Origin of the sequence: Halorubrum sp. DM2 (assembly GCF_901686465.1) — an archaeon.
Taxonomy (GTDB): domain Archaea; phylum Halobacteriota; class Halobacteria; order Halobacteriales; family Haloferacaceae; genus Halorubrum.
This window is the reverse complement of record NZ_LR594487.1, coordinates 2,222,695-2,235,799: the sequence shown is the minus strand read 5'-3', so window position 1 is coordinate 2,235,799 and position 13,105 is coordinate 2,222,695. Positions and strand designations below refer to the sequence as shown.

13 protein-coding genes are annotated in these 13,105 nt (G+C 69.7%); 9 read left to right on the top strand and 4 right to left on the bottom strand.

All coding sequences use genetic code 11. From position 1 onward, the window contains the following. The first annotated feature begins 26 nt into the window (after positions 1-26). The 3 genes from QOL69_RS11285 (at position 27) to QOL69_RS11275 (ending at position 2,169) form a co-directional block, all read left to right on the top strand. Entirely contained in the window at positions 27-1,013 is a 987-nt protein-coding gene (locus QOL69_RS11285) for a replication factor C small subunit (protein WP_283403239.1), read from the top strand. A gap of 416 nt (positions 1,014-1,429) precedes the next feature. After that, positions 1,430-1,960: a metallophosphoesterase gene (locus QOL69_RS11280; protein ID WP_283403238.1), complete on the top strand. Its 531-nt coding sequence runs from the start codon at positions 1,430-1,432 to the stop codon at positions 1,958-1,960. 86 nt (positions 1,961-2,046) lie between these two features. Continuing rightward, a complete protein-coding gene (locus QOL69_RS11275) occupies positions 2,047-2,169 on the top strand; it encodes a hypothetical protein (protein ID WP_283403237.1) in 123 nt (40 codons plus the stop codon). Positions 2,170-2,186: 17 nt separating this feature from the next. Here QOL69_RS11275 and QOL69_RS11270 read toward each other — a convergent pair whose 3' ends face one another. From QOL69_RS11270 to QOL69_RS11260, 3 genes are all read right to left on the bottom strand, one after another. Then, positions 2,187-2,984: a helix-turn-helix transcriptional regulator gene (locus QOL69_RS11270; protein ID WP_283403236.1), complete on the bottom strand. Its 798-nt coding sequence runs from the start codon at positions 2,982-2,984 to the stop codon at positions 2,187-2,189. Between the two features lie 90 nt (positions 2,985-3,074). Further along, positions 3,075-3,323 carry a hypothetical protein gene (locus QOL69_RS11265; protein ID WP_048076968.1) on the bottom strand — a complete coding sequence of 83 codons (249 nt, stop codon included), beginning with the start codon at positions 3,321-3,323 and terminating at the stop codon, positions 3,075-3,077. A 351-nt stretch (positions 3,324-3,674) separates the two neighbouring features. Further along, on the bottom strand, positions 3,675-5,879 hold the full coding sequence (locus tag QOL69_RS11260) for a caspase family protein (RefSeq protein WP_283403235.1): 2,205 nt from the start codon (positions 5,877-5,879) through the stop codon (positions 3,675-3,677). Between the two features lie 149 nt (positions 5,880-6,028). Between QOL69_RS11260 and QOL69_RS11255 the strand changes: the two genes are divergently transcribed. From QOL69_RS11255 to QOL69_RS11245, 3 genes are all read left to right on the top strand, one after another. Beyond that, a complete protein-coding gene (locus QOL69_RS11255; protein WP_283403234.1) occupies positions 6,029-6,985 on the top strand; it encodes a succinylglutamate desuccinylase/aspartoacylase family protein in 957 nt (318 codons plus the stop codon). Continuing rightward, the gene (locus QOL69_RS11250; RefSeq protein ID WP_283403233.1) at positions 6,985-8,220 is read left to right on the top strand and encodes a pyridoxal-phosphate dependent enzyme; all 1,236 of its coding nucleotides are present in this window, start codon (positions 6,985-6,987) and stop codon (positions 8,218-8,220) included. The genes QOL69_RS11255 and QOL69_RS11250 overlap by 1 nt, the downstream gene beginning before the upstream one ends. An 82-nt stretch (positions 8,221-8,302) precedes the next feature. After that, positions 8,303-9,199: a ketopantoate reductase family protein gene (locus QOL69_RS11245; RefSeq protein WP_283403232.1), complete on the top strand. Its 897-nt coding sequence runs from the start codon at positions 8,303-8,305 to the stop codon at positions 9,197-9,199. Between the two features lie 102 nt (positions 9,200-9,301). On the opposite strand, the gene QOL69_RS11240 is transcribed toward QOL69_RS11245, so the two are convergent. After that, on the bottom strand, positions 9,302-9,523 hold the full coding sequence (locus tag QOL69_RS11240) for a DUF7556 family protein (RefSeq protein WP_283403231.1): 222 nt from the start codon (positions 9,521-9,523) through the stop codon (positions 9,302-9,304). 274 nt (positions 9,524-9,797) lie between these two features. On the opposite strand from QOL69_RS11240, the gene QOL69_RS11235 reads away from it, so the two are divergent. The 3 genes from QOL69_RS11235 to QOL69_RS11225 are packed head-to-tail and all read left to right on the top strand — an operon-like array spanning position 9,798 to position 13,065. Beyond that, on the top strand, positions 9,798-10,646 hold the full coding sequence (locus QOL69_RS11235) for a CBS domain-containing protein (protein ID WP_283403230.1): 849 nt from the start codon (positions 9,798-9,800) through the stop codon (positions 10,644-10,646). After that, the gene (gene glyS, locus QOL69_RS11230; protein ID WP_283403229.1) at positions 10,647-12,437 is read left to right on the top strand and encodes a glycine--tRNA ligase; all 1,791 of its coding nucleotides are present in this window, start codon (positions 10,647-10,649) and stop codon (positions 12,435-12,437) included. It begins immediately after the preceding gene. A gap of 4 nt (positions 12,438-12,441) precedes the next feature. Further along, positions 12,442-13,065, top strand: coding sequence for a dolichol kinase (locus QOL69_RS11225; protein WP_283403228.1), 624 nt, complete (start codon positions 12,442-12,444; stop codon positions 13,063-13,065). The last annotated feature ends 40 nt before the right edge of the window (positions 13,066-13,105 follow it).

Genomic DNA, 13,105 nt, shown 5'->3' with positions numbered 1-13,105 from the left:
CACCCCGCCGACCCTCGGATCCGGCAATGAGCGAGGGCGACGAGCAGACGGCCGCGACCGCCACCGGCCGGGAGATCTGGATCGAGAAGTACCGGCCGCAGACGCTCGACGACATCCACGGACAGGAGGAGATCGTCGAGCGACTCCAGAGCTACATCGCGCAGGACGACGTCCCCCACCTATTATTTTCAGGCCCAGCAGGCATCGGAAAAACCACCGCAGCCACCGCCATCGCCCGCGAAATCTACGGCGAGGACAACTGGCGCGGGAACTTCCTCGAACTCAACGCCTCTGACCAACGCGGAATCGACGTGGTCCGCGACCGGATCAAGGGGTTCGCGCGCTCGTCGTTCGGCGGCGACTTCCGGATCGTGTTCCTCGACGAGGCCGACAGCCTCACTGATGACGCACAGTCAGCGCTCCGCCGGACGATGGAGCAGTTCTCCGACAACACGCGGTTCATCCTCTCGTGTAACTACTCGTCGAAGATCATCGACCCGATCCAGTCCCGCTGTGCCGTCTTCCGGTTCTCGCCGCTCTCGGACGAGGCGGTCGGCGGGATGGTCCGCGAGATCGCGGCGGCGGAGGAGATCGAGGTGACCGACGCGGGCGTCGACGCCCTCGTGTACGCGGCCGACGGCGACATGCGCCGCGCGATCAACTCCCTTCAGGCCGCGGCGACGACCGGCGACATCGTCGACGAGGAGGCGGTGTACGCGATCACGGCGACGGCGCGTCCGGAGGAGATCGAATCGATGGTGACCGACGCGCTGAACGGCGACTTCGCGCGGGCGCGGTCGACCCTCGACACGCTGCTCACGGAGACGGGGATGGCCGGCGGCGACGTGATCGACCAGCTCCACCGCTCCGTCTGGGAGTTCGAATTGAGCGAGCGCGAGGCGGTGCGGCTGATGGAGCGCATCGGCGAGGCCGACTACCGGATCGCCGAGGGCGCGAACGAGCAGGTCCAGTTGGAGTCGCTTCTGGCCGCGCTATCCTTAGACGAGGAGTAGTGGCGCGGTTCGCGGACGGTACGTCGAGTTCTTTCGTGTTCTGGTAGTGTCGAATACAGGTGAGGGTGCTGCCGAAGCCCCAGCCGCTCGATACTACGGAACCGACTTGATGACTGAGACCGCCGAAGCCCCAGCCGCGAGGACGACGCACGCTCGGTGCGCTCCTCACTCGCTCGCTATCGCTCCCTCGTTGCGGTGCTTCCGTCGCCTGCGTCGTCCTCGCGGCTGCCCCTTCGAGTCCCACCTCGCACAGCACCGCCCCGCACCTCACACCTACCCAGCCTCGTCGGTCGCCGTCGCTTCGCTTCGGCGACCGACTCCATCGCGCGGCGCTCCTCGCGCCTTTAAAAAGGCGCTCGGAGGCGCGCGCCACCGCAACGGGTAGTAGTTAAATCCCGTCGGCGTCGACCGTCGCTATGCTCGTCGTCGTCTCTGACACGCACGCCCGCGAGGAGTCGAAGCTTCAGGGTCGGACCGCGGAGGCGGTCCGCGAGGCCGACCTCGTGATCCACGCGGGCGACTTCTACCGAGAACCGGTGTTCGACGCCTTTCAGTCGGCCGCCGGCAGCCTCCGGGCCGTCTACGGCAACAACGACGACGCGGCGATCCGCGACCGCGTCCCCGAGGTGCGGACCGTCGAGTACGCCGGGGTCCGCTTCGCGGTCACGCACCGACACCGCAGCGGCGACACGGGCCTCGTCATGCTCGGTCGGGGCCGCGACGCGGACGCCGTGATCTGCGGCCACAGCCATCGCCCCCGGTTCGACGACTCCGGCGGGCTACCGATACTGAATCCGGGAAGCCACGCGCAGCCGCGCGGCAACCGCCCGGCGCACGCGGAACTCACCCCATCGGACGACGAGGCGGGGAGCTTGGACGGGCGGCTGGTGACGCCGGCGGGTGAGACCTTCGAGACGTTCCAGGTCGCGGGCGGAAACGCAGAATAACCGAAGCGCATCCCGAGCCGGCGGGCGGATACGTTATGCCTATGGGTAATTTTTAGGGTATCGGTCGTCTACCACCGACTGTACCCATGAGCGCCACAACGCCTTCCATCGCCATCGACCATCCGACGGTCGTCCCCGCGAACTTCGACCCGGACGGTTCCGCCACGGACGACGCGACGGGCGACGAGACCGCGAGCGACGACGCGTAGCGGCCGGCTCGTCCCTCTCAGGCGCGCTCGACCACCGAGGAGAGGCGCGTCGCGTCGTCTCGGAGCGACGCGAACGCGTCGTCGACCCAGCCGACGACCGTCTCGTCGGTCGATTCGAGTACGCACCGCGGGTTGTTCCGCTCGTCGTACGCGGTCACGCAGGCGACCTCGCTGTACCGGAAGAGCCCGTACTCGACCGGCTCCGCGCTCACGTACACCTCGGCGTCGTCGTCGTCCAACGCGCGGTCGGTCGCCGGTCCGAACTCCGCGACCGAGGTGTCGACCACGTCGCGGTCGATGATCAGTTCGACGCTCGCGCCGTCGTCCAGCGCCGCGGCGGCGGCGTCGTTGAACTGCTGGATGACGACCGGAGAGACCGCCCGGATGTCGGCACCGTGACTCTCGCGGAGCAGTTCCGTGAGCCGGTCGACGGCCGCAAGCGGGTTCCGGTCGGACGCGACGGAGAGGTCGCTGTCGGGGATTCCCGCGGGCGGGAAGTCCACGCCGACGCGCTCGACGGCCGCGGCGAACCGCCCGTAGCGCTCCCCGCGTTCGACCTCCGTCAGCAGCGCCTCGTAGGCGTCGTGGACGCGCGCTCCGGTCGGCGTCACCCGGTAGGCGGCGTCGCGTTTCACCACCCAGTCGCGCTCGCGGAATCCCGCGAGGATCCGCTGGACGGTCGTTCGCGTCGCGTCGACCGCGTCGGTCAGCGCCGCCGGGCGTCGCGGCTCCTCGCGTAACGCCCGGAGTATCGCGACCCGAACGGGCGAGCCGGCGAGATACTGTGCGCCGTCGTGTCCCTCCTCGGCCGTCATCGTATGATCCGTGTGTACGGGTACCGACCTGTTAATCGTACCGCGTCGCAGCGCGGGACCGAAGCGGCGGCTCCGACCCGGAAAACGGCGTCAGTCCCGGTACCGGAACGACACGACGGTGCCGACGGTGTCCTCGCCGGCGATGCGCTCCGTGGTCACGGTCACGGCCGCGAGGGCGTCCGCCCCGAGCGCCTCCTCGATCACCGCCCGGAGCGCGTCGGGGTCGGCCCCTTCCTCGATCACCGGCACGCGCACCTGTCGACGGTTGACCGCGACGTCGCCGAGGTCGTACTCCGTGTGTTCGAACGCCTCTCGGATCGCGGCTTCGATGTCGGTCATGGCGGTTCGCCCTCCGCGCTCGGCGGTGAAAAAACGGGGTCCTCGGCCGGACCGACGAGCGGGTTCGCGACGATTCGCGACCCTTCGATCCTCTCGTGTCAGACCGATCTCACGACTCTCAGTTGCCAGAGATGTTTAATACATAGTTAATATAGTTCAAATATCTCTATTGTTTTGCCGCAGAACAAGCTCAGATATTTATTTATCCTGATACTTCTGTTGTATGCACGAAAGTGTCGCGGACTACGTGGCAGAGCACCCGAAAATGGCCGGCGTCCTGTTCACCGCACTGCTGCTGTTGACACAGGCAGCGCCCGCGGCGGCGAATGCTGCCGTTTGTAACCCTGGCCCTTAATTAAACGAAATAGTATCCGTCCAAGATAACCTTTCATTCATAAATATTGGTAATGTTTCCAATTCCAAAAAATTCTGGAAATCATTCTTTGCGACGTTGAAGGCCTCAATTTCAGCCGGTACGTAGTAATTTGAAGAGACTGTTTCCAAATTGAGCGTGCTTAATGTACCAACCCCATACGGACCATTCGGATAAATATTTGTTGATATATTTACTTGTTTATTTTGTCTTTTAGCATTTATCACCACCGCTCCTCCACTCCGACTCTGACAGATCGTCGTCGCCCCGTCACCCACCACGATGTACTGGTGCCCCGTGATCAGTTCACGTTTCGCGACGTGAAGCGCGGTGCGGAGGTTGAACCCGCTGTTCATCAGGCGAGCGATGATCCGGCCGAGTTTCGTCGCGGGCGAGTTCGCTACGTCGGAGAGCGTGACGATGCCGCCGCGGGAGCCGCGGTGGACCAGGGCCTCGCCCTGCCGGTACGACTGACAGGCGTTGAGTAAGAAGGCGCTGACGCCGATTTCGAGGTCCTCGTCGGTCAGATCGAGGTAGCTGTCGGCGCACTGCATTCCACGGTCGTCGACGTGACCGATGTAGTGGAGGAAGTCGACATCGGACGCGAGCGCCTCGCGCATCTCGCCGCGGTCGAGGTCGTGTCGCACCTCGATGTCGAACTGGACCATGTCGCGGAGTCCGTACAGGTCGGCGACGTCGCCCTCCTCGCGCATCTGCTCGTCGTTACAGACGACGAGGACGGAGATCCGCGACTGCTCGACCTGCCCGGCTTCGAGCCGGCGGTGGTACGCGTCGAGGGTGGCCTTGTTCGCGTCGAGAGGGACGCCGTCGCCGACCCACGCGTGTTCGACGGTGTCGACCGGCTCCGGGCGCACGAAGTCGGCGTCGGCCGCCACCGCGCCGCGGTCCGCCGACGCGTCCGCGCCCCGAACCGGGTCGACGTTCGGGACCGGGTCGGCGTCCGGGGTCGCCTCCGCGCTCGCCCCGCCGCGGACGAACTCGCCGCCGCCGAACTCGTCGACCGCGCTTACTGGATGGTCGGAGCCGTTCGGACCGGGCGGAACGCTCGCCGCCGGCGCATCGTCGGCCGACGCTCGCAGGAACCCGACGCCGATGCCGCCGTCCTCGTCGGCCGGCGTCACCGTCTCGGGCGAGCGGACGATCGACAGCTCCCCGGCGACGAACGGGAGCATCTCCACGTTCTCGGGGTCGGGACGGACGTCGGTCGTCAGCGTCCACTGCGGCAGCTCCGGCTCGACCGCCTCGAAGGGAACGTCGAGGTACTCGCCGAGCCGCTCCGCGAGCGGGAGGTCGTACAGCCGCTTCCAGTCGAGGTCGAGGTCGGTCGTCTCGCGCTCGTGGAGGTCGACCGGGTAAAACCCCTCCGTACGGGTCAGACAGTCCATGTGGAACGACTGCCTGAGCACCTCCGCGGTCCGCGCCTCGAAGCCCGGTTCGAGCGGGTACGTCCAGCCGTCGCCCTCGATTCGCGGGGCGTCGCCGGGGACGACCTCGGCCGCGAAGTAGTACGCCAGCGAGACGACCGGGTACAGGTATCGATACTCGGGCGGAACGACGATCCGGACCCCGCTGTCGACCGGCTCGACCCGCTCGGGAACGCGGAACTCCTCGCCCGGTTCGATGAGCGGCGGATGCCCCCGCAGCGTCGGGAACGACCGCTCCGGGCTGGTCGTCTGGAGCGCGGACCCGAGCAGCGAGACGGCGTCCATCAGCGACTCCGGGTCCGTCGGGGTGGTGATGGTCCCCGCGGGGGTCTGGTGAAGCGACCGGAACCCGAGCGCGACCGTCTCGGGCGTGTCGAGGTCGATCCGCGTCGTCCGGTCGGTCGTCGAGACGGAGAACCCGGACTCGAAGGCGAAGTACAGCTTCGTCGGGGCCGGGTTGATCCCGACGTGGTACGTCCCGTCCGGCATCGCGTAACAGTCCCCGTGCGTGAGGAGCGTCCCGTCGCCGGCCCGCGTCTCGACGACCGCGACGCGCGGGATCTCGATCGATCCGGTCTCGACCGCGACGCTAGCGTCCACGGGGAAGTAGTGGTCAGACCCCGGGCGGGGGCGCGGGTCGACGGGGCGGTCGGTGTACACCTCGAACTGCGTGTTCTCGATGTGGTCCGTGACGGTGATGCCGTCGGTCTCACGCAGCGGGTCGATGTCGATGCTCATGGGGACTCGCCGCGACGGTCATCGGAACGCGAGGACCGACGCCGCGGCGGTGCGTGCCACTCCGTAGTGTGATAGCGGCGATAAAGCTTGTGTCGGTCGGATCGCCGCGGACCGAACGGATAAAGTCCCGCCCGCCCCACCTTCGCGTAATGATAACGCTGGGAACGGCCCGCGCCTCTCCGGGCGAGACGGACACGGGCCGTCTCGAGGTGGGAGAGATGCGGGACGGGAGTCCCGTCCGGCTGCCGGTCGCCGCGATCAACGGCGCGGCCGAGGGGCCGACGCTGTACGTTCAGGCGGTGAGCGACGGCGACGAGCTGAACGGGTTGGGCGTCGTCAACCGCGTCGTTCCGCGGATCGATCCGGCGGAGCTGTCCGGGTCGGTCCTCGTCGTCGGCATCGTGAACCACTTCGCGTTCCAGGCCGCGGAACACCGAAACCCGGTCGACGACCGGAAGATGAACCGCGGCTACCCGGGCGACGCGGACGGGACGACGAGCGAGCGGATCGCCCACGAGACGTTTCAGGTCGCCTCCCGCGCCGACTACATCTTGGACCTCCATCAGGGGTCGACGAGCCGGATGATAAACGAGAGCCGCGTGCGCTGCGGCGTCCGCCACCGGCTCCACGGGGACTGCCTAGAGCTCGCGAAGGTCTTCGGCTGCGGGCACGTCCTCGATATCAAGGGACCGGACGGCCAGCTCGCGCGGGCCGGCCCGGAACACGGTATCCCCACTATCGACCCGGAGCTCGGCGGCTGCGTCGGCTGGGACGAGGAGTCCATCCAGTACGGCGTCGAGGGCGTGTTCAACGTGCTCCGCCACTACGGGTTCCTCGACGGCGACGCACCCCTCGAATCGCAGACGCGCGCCCGCGGCTTCGACCAGTACGGCTCGCCCGCCGGCGGGCTGGTCCGCTTCGAGCGCGAGCTGGGCGAGCGCGTCACCGCCGGCGACGTGCTGTTCGAGGTGACCGACACCTTCGGGGCCTTGGAGGGCCGCGTGACGGCCGACGCGGACGGGATATTCTGGCGCACGCGCCGGCTCCCGCAGGTGGCGCAGGGGGAGTACGTCTGCTCGGTCGGCACCAACGTCGACGAGTACTGATGGGGACCCCCGACCCGGCCGAACGGGAGCCGCGTTCTCCCCGTCGACTGCGCTGTCCCGACTGCGGCGAGACGTACCGCGACCGGTGGCGCTGCCGGTGCGGCGCACCCCTCTCGTTCGCCGACGCGCCCAGCCCGGAGGGGGCCGCGCCCGACCCCGCGTCGTTCGACGCGCGCGACGGCCTCTGGGCGTTCGGCGACCTGATGGCCGTCGGCGACGACCCCGGCGATCGGGTGACGCTCGGCGAGGGGATGACCCCGCTCGTCGACGCCGACGGGGAGCGCGACCGCGCGCGAGGTGCCGACGGGAGCCGCGACCCCTCGCGAGACGGTGAGGGCGACGCCGACCCGTGGAACGCGTCGTTCAAGCTGGAGTACGTCTTCCCGACCGGCTCGTTCAAGGACCGCGGCGCGACCGCGACGCTGACCCGGGCCCGCGAGCTGGGCGTCGAGCGCGTCGTCGAGGACTCCTCCGGGAACGCGGGTGCCGCGATCGCGACCTACGCCGCCCGGGCCGGAATCGGGGCCGAGATCTACGTCCCGGCCGACGCGAAGGAGTCGAAGATCCGCGCGATCCGCCGCGCTGGAGCCGACGCGGTCCGGATCGAGGGGAGCCGGCAGGACGTAACGGACGCGTGCGTGAACGCGGTCGAGGGCGGATCCGCTCTCGCAGACGACGGTTCCGACGCGTGGTACGCCAGCCACGCGTGGAATCCGGCGTTCTTCGAGGGGACCGCCACCGCGGCGTACGAAATCGCGCTCCAGCGCGGCTGGGACGCCCCCGACGCCGTCGTGACGCCGCTCGGTCACGGGACGCTCTTTCTCGGCGTCTACCGCGGGTTCCGACGGCTCGAACGGGCCGGCTGGATCGACGCCGTTCCCCGGCTCTACGGCGCGCAGGCGGCCGGCGTCGCGCCGATCGTCCGGGCGCTTCACGGCCCGGAGGCGGCGGACCCGACCGGGGCGGTCAACGAGGCGGCCGACGGGATCCAGATCGCCGAGCCGGTGCGCGAGGCGGAGATCCGTGCGGCGATCGACGCGACCGACGGCGACGCGCTCGCGGTCACGGAGGCGACCGCGACGCGCGAGCTCGACCGCCTCCACGCCGCCGGCTTCTACACCGAGCCGACCTGCGCGGTCGCGCCCGCCGCGCTGCGGACCCTCCGCGAGCGCGGCGAGATCGGTCCCGACGAGGACGTCGTCGTGCCGCTGACCGGAAGCGGGCTGAAGGGCTGAGTCGGGCGGGACAGACGGTCCGGGACCGCTCGGCTGCGCGCCACCGGCATCCCTTTTCTGTGGGCGTGCCCATACACCGCGTATGGAGGTGCTCGTCTACGGTGCCGGCGCGCTCGGGAGCCTCGTGGGCGGGCTGTTAGCGCGCGAACACGACGTGACGCTCGTCGGGCGCGACCCGCACATGCGGCGGATTCGGGAGGACGGGCTCCGGATCGACGGCGAGGTCGACGTCCGGGTCGCGCCGCGCGCGCTCACCGACGGGACGCACCGCGCCGCCGACCTCGCCTTAGTCACGACCAAGGCGTACGACACCGACGCGGCCGCCCGGGCGCTCGCGACCGGCGAGTACGAGGCGGTCTGCTCGCTCCAGAACGGGCTCACCGAAGAGCGGCTGGTCGCCGCGCTCGACGCGACGGTCCTCGCCGGCACCGCGAGCTACGGAGCCCGGTTCGCGGAGCCGGGCCGCGTCACCTGTACCGGTATCGGCGAGGTCGTCGTCGGCGCGCTCTCGGGCGGTCCCAGCCCGCAGGCCGCCCGGGTCGGGGCCACCTTCGACGCGGCCGGCATCGAGACGGTCGTCGCCGAGGACATGCCGGTGCGCCGCTTCGAGAAGCTCGCGGTCAACGCCGGGATCAACGGTCCCTCGGCGCTCGCGCGGACGGAGAACGGCCCGACGCTCGACGGTCCCGCCGGCGCGGTCGCCCGCGAGGCCGCCCGCGAGACGGCCCGCGTCGCCCGCGCGATGGGGATCGATCTGCCAGACGGACGGGCGGTCGACGCGGTCGAGCGCGTCGCCGACGACACCGCCGCCAACCGGTCGTCGATGCGCGAGGACGTGACGAACGAGCGCCGCACCGAGGTCGACGCCATCTACGGCGCGGTCACCGACCGAGCGGACCGGCACGGCGTGTCGGTACCGACCTGCCGGACGGTCGGGTCGCTGATCCGCGGCTGGGAGGCGGACCGCGGGCTCCGGTAGGTCGAAGTCCGGACACGAGAACGGGAGCGACGCCTCGAAAACGGGTGCGAAAAGGAACGAAACGGGAACGAACGCGGGCGGCGCGTTATCGTCGGGGCGCGCTCAACACCACTCTTCGAGGACGGTCGCGTCGGTCTCGTCGACCGACACCCACGCGTCCTCCCGCGAGACGTCCGCGATGACGAGCTCCGGTCGCGACGACGAGGAGTCGACGGACGCCATCACGTCCGGCGCGTCGGGCGCGTCGAGCGTCGGGTCCGTCGGCAGCGCCGTCCGGCGGCGGTCGGGGTCCGGGTCGTCCCAAGGAGTGGAACTCCGTGACATGGTTGTGAATTGTTCACAGTACGTATAAGAGTTACGAACCCCGGCAGGATCGGCCGTCGAATCGGAGATTCCGGCGACTGCCCACCGACGTATCCGTCGGATATCCGTCGCGCTGGCGACGATCCGCTCGAACGTGTCGGCTTTCTCATCGACCTGCTGCCGCGTCCGAGGTCGACGCTCCACCTCCGCGTACCACCGACACCCCTCCGCGCGTCGTCGACTCCTCTCCGCGCACCTTCGCAGTATACAAGAGGTGTCACGCTGAAAGGCGGGCATGAACGTCGCAGACGCCATGACGCCGCGCTCGGAGCTCGTCGTCGTCGAGATTCCCGGGAGCCGGAACGACGTGCTGGAGTACATTCAGGACCACGGCTTCTCGTCGGTGCCGGTCGTGAAGGACGTCGACGGCGACGAGGTGTACCGCGGGCTCGTCACGCGCGACGACCTGATCGACCAGCCGGACGAAGACCAGCTCGCGCTGCTGATGCGCGAGGTTCCGACCGCGGCGGCCGACGACGACATCGTCGACGCCGCCCGGACGATGGTCGCCGAGGAGTCCCGCCGCCTCCCCGTGGTCGACGGCGACGAGCTCGTCGGCATCCTCACCGTCACCGACGTGGTGCGGGCCATCGCCCGCGGCGAGGTCGACGGCGAGACCCGCGTGGGCGAGCTGGCGACGCGCGAGATCAACGCGACACACACCGAGACGCCGCTGCCGGTCGCCGAGCGGGAGATCGCGCTCTCCGGCGTCCCGTACGCGGTCGTCCTCGACGACGCGGCCGCGATCGCCGGGATGCTCACCGAGGTCGACATCCTCGAAGTCGCCCGCGTCGTCGAGGGCGAGGCGAGCACGGGCGACTCGATCGCGGAGGAGGACTCCGAGTGGTCGTGGGAGGGGATCAAAGCGACCGGCGCGCGCTACCTCCCGACCCGGAACGTCGAGATCCCCGCGGAGGCGGTCCGCCACTTCATGACCGACGACCTCGTCACCGTCAACGCCACGCGGACGGCCAAGGAGGTCGCACAGGAGCTCATCAGCAACGACATCGAGCAGGTCCCGCTCGTCTCCGGCACGGATCTGGACGGCATCGTCCGGGACGTCGACCTGCTGGAGGGGCTGTAGATGGCCGCCGACGCGCTCGCCGAACTCGCGAAGCGTCGGGGGTTCTTCTTCGGGTCGAACGGCGCGTACGGCGGCACGGCCGGCTTCTACACGTTCGGGCCGCAGGGGGCCGCCCTCAAGCGAAACGTCGAGGACGCGTGGCGCGACCGGTTCACCATCCGCGAGGGGAACCGCGAGATCGAGGCCCCGACGGTGATGCCAGAGGCGGTCTTCGAGGCCTCCGGCCACCTGGAGGGGTTCGACGACATGCTCGTCGAGTGCCCCGAGTGCGGCGAGTCCCACCGCGCCGACCACCTCGTCGAAGCGGTCACGGAGATCGAAGACGCCGAGGCGCTGCCCGGCGAGGAGGTCGCCGAACTCATCGCCGACAACGACATCGCCTGCCCCGCCTGCGGCACGCCGCTCGCCGGCGAGCCGGTGGAGGCGTTCAACCTCATGTTCGCGACCGACATCGGTCCGGGCGACGCGCAGCCGGGCTACCTCCGGCCGGAGACCGCACAGGGGATCTTCGTGGAGTTCCCGCGGCTGAAGGAGTACGCCCGCGGGAACCTCCCGTTCGGGATCACCCAGATCGGTCCCGCCTACCGCAACGAGATCTCGCCGCGCGGCGGCCTGCTTCGCCTCCGGGAGTTCACGCAGGCCGAACTGGAGCAGTTCATCGACCCCGAGGAGGACGAGCCGCCGCTGGATCGGGTTCGGGACGTGGAAGTGCGGCTCTACCCCGCGACCGAACAGGAAGCCGAGGACGGCGACTACCTCGACACGACGGTCGGTGAGGCGGTCGAGGAGGGCGTCATCGGCTCCCCGTGGGTCGGCTACTACCTCGGCGTCGCGCAGGAGTGGTACGAGCGTGTCGGCGTCGACACCGATCGCTTCCGGTTCCGTCAGCACCTCGCCGGCGAGCGCGCCCACTACGCAGCCGACTGCTGGGACGCCGAGAGCGAGGTCGACGGCGACTGGATCGAGATCGCGGGCTTCGCGTACCGCGGCGACTACGACCTCTCGAAACACGACGAACACGGCGACGACTCCTTCACCGTCTTCAAGCGCTACGACGAGCCGAAGACGGTCGAGCGCGCGACGGTCGACCCCGACATGTCGGTCCTCGGTCCGGAGTTCGGCGGCGACGCCGCCGCGGTCGCCGAGGCGCTCGAAGCGCTCGCCGAGCGCGACCCGGACGCCTTCGACGGCGAGACCGTATCCGTTGACGTGAACGGAGAGCGCTGCGAGGTCGACATCGACGTGGCGAACTTCGCGGTCGAGGAGGTGACCGAGAGCGGCGAGCACATCACCCCGCACGTCGTCGAGCCGTCGTTCGGCGTCGGCCGGACCGTCCAGACGGTCCTCGCGCACGCCTACGAGACCGACGAGGTCGACGGCGAGGAGCGGACGTACCTCTCGCTGAAACCCGAGGTCGCGCCGCAGGACGCCGCCGTCTTCCCGCTGGTGACGAACGACGAGCGCCTGACGGGTCTCGCCGACGAGGTCGCGGCCGACCTCCGGGCGGCCGGGCTGGCGGTCGCGTACGACGACTCCGGCTCGATCGGCCGCCGCTACCGCCGACAGGACGAGGTCGGCACCCCCTTTTGCGTCACCGTCGACCGCGACGGGATCGAGGGCGAGGGCCCGGACACCGTCACGCTCCGCGAGCGCGACTCCGCGGCGCAGGTCCGGATCCCGGTCGCCGACCTCGCGGACGAGCTGACCGCGCTGCGCGAGGGCGAACCGTTCGCGTCGGTCGCAGACCGGTACGACGCGGTCGACACCGACGTCGAGACCGCGGGGAACTGAGGGCGTGCCCCTCCCGGCCGCGGCGTGGCGCGAGCGCGTGGAGTTCGAGCGCCGGCTGGTCCACGCGAGCGGCACGCTGTACCCGGTCCCGTACCTGTTGGGCTGGATCTCGTGGGAGGCGACCGGGCGGTTGATGGTTCTCAGTGTCGCGGTCGCGGCGATCCTCGAGGCGCTGCGGCTCACCGACTCGGTCGGCCCGCTCGACCCGCTGTACGACGCGCTCGTCCGCGAGTACGAGGCCGACGGTGTCGCGGGCTACGCGCTGTACCAAGTGGGGATGGCGGCGACCGCGCTCGCCTTCGCGCCGGTGTTCGCCGTGCCCGCGATGTGGATGCTCTCGATCGGCGACCCGATAAGCGGCGGGCTCGGCGAGAACGCGGCGACGGAGCCGAAGCGGCTCTCCGTGGTCGCGGCGATGGTGTTCGTCTGCTTCGGGATCGCCGTCCCGTACGCGATCCCCGAGTTCGGTCCCGACCCCGGCGTGATCGTCGCCTTGGCGGGCGCGATTCCGGCTGCGGTCGCCGACGGCCTCCCGCCGCTCATCCGCGGCGTGGCCGTCGACGACAACCTCACCATCCCCCCGGCGGCCGCGAGCGGAATGTTCCTCGCGGCCGCGCTGATCGCGTAGCGCCTGCTCGGGCACGCTTCACTGCCGGGCGCGGCGACGC

Coding starts and splice junctions, on each gene's coding strand:
- QOL69_RS11285 (WP_283403239.1), top strand. CDS start 27: ATGAGCGAGGGCGACGAGCAGACGGCCGCGACCGCCACCGGCCGGGAG.
- QOL69_RS11280 (WP_283403238.1), top strand. CDS start 1,430: ATGCTCGTCGTCGTCTCTGACACGCACGCCCGCGAGGAGTCGAAGCTT.
- QOL69_RS11275 (WP_283403237.1), top strand. CDS start 2,047: ATGAGCGCCACAACGCCTTCCATCGCCATCGACCATCCGACGGTCGTC.
- QOL69_RS11270 (WP_283403236.1), bottom strand. CDS start 2,984: ATGACGGCCGAGGAGGGACACGACGGCGCACAGTATCTCGCCGGCTCG.
- QOL69_RS11265 (WP_048076968.1), bottom strand. CDS start 3,323: ATGACCGACATCGAAGCCGCGATCCGAGAGGCGTTCGAACACACGGAG.
- QOL69_RS11260 (WP_283403235.1), bottom strand. CDS start 5,879: ATGAGCATCGACATCGACCCGCTGCGTGAGACCGACGGCATCACCGTC.
- QOL69_RS11255 (WP_283403234.1), top strand. CDS start 6,029: ATGATAACGCTGGGAACGGCCCGCGCCTCTCCGGGCGAGACGGACACG.
- QOL69_RS11250 (WP_283403233.1), top strand. CDS start 6,985: ATGGGGACCCCCGACCCGGCCGAACGGGAGCCGCGTTCTCCCCGTCGA.
- QOL69_RS11245 (WP_283403232.1), top strand. CDS start 8,303: ATGGAGGTGCTCGTCTACGGTGCCGGCGCGCTCGGGAGCCTCGTGGGC.
- QOL69_RS11240 (WP_283403231.1), bottom strand. CDS start 9,523: ATGTCACGGAGTTCCACTCCTTGGGACGACCCGGACCCCGACCGCCGC.
- QOL69_RS11235 (WP_283403230.1), top strand. CDS start 9,798: ATGAACGTCGCAGACGCCATGACGCCGCGCTCGGAGCTCGTCGTCGTC.
- glyS (WP_283403229.1), top strand. CDS start 10,647: ATGGCCGCCGACGCGCTCGCCGAACTCGCGAAGCGTCGGGGGTTCTTC.